We start from the raw sequence: 229 nt of genomic DNA, 5'->3' as shown, positions 1-229 counted from the left end.
CTGTTGCAGCCAGTGCTGCAGTTCTTGCTGCTGTTGTTCCAGCACCTGCTGCACATACCCCCGGGTCAGATGCCCTGTCTGTAACTCTCCGTCAATGTCGCGGGAGAACGCCAAATCCAGACGCCCCAGCAAACCTTGCGCTTGCCATTGCTGCAGCTCTGTCTGCCAGAGCGCGTCGTGAGCCAGGGTACGTTCACCAAAGATCAGCCAATGCCGGGCCGTCGAACTC

At 59.4% G+C, this 229-nt stretch carries 1 pseudogene; it reads right to left on the bottom strand.

What is annotated here, in order from left to right:
* A pseudogene (locus Q4563_RS23370) lies at window positions 1-229 on the bottom strand (hypothetical protein); the annotation flags it as partial.

This window comes from Gilvimarinus sp. 1_MG-2023 (assembly GCF_030548285.1).
This window is presented reverse-complemented; position numbering and strand designations above follow the sequence as displayed.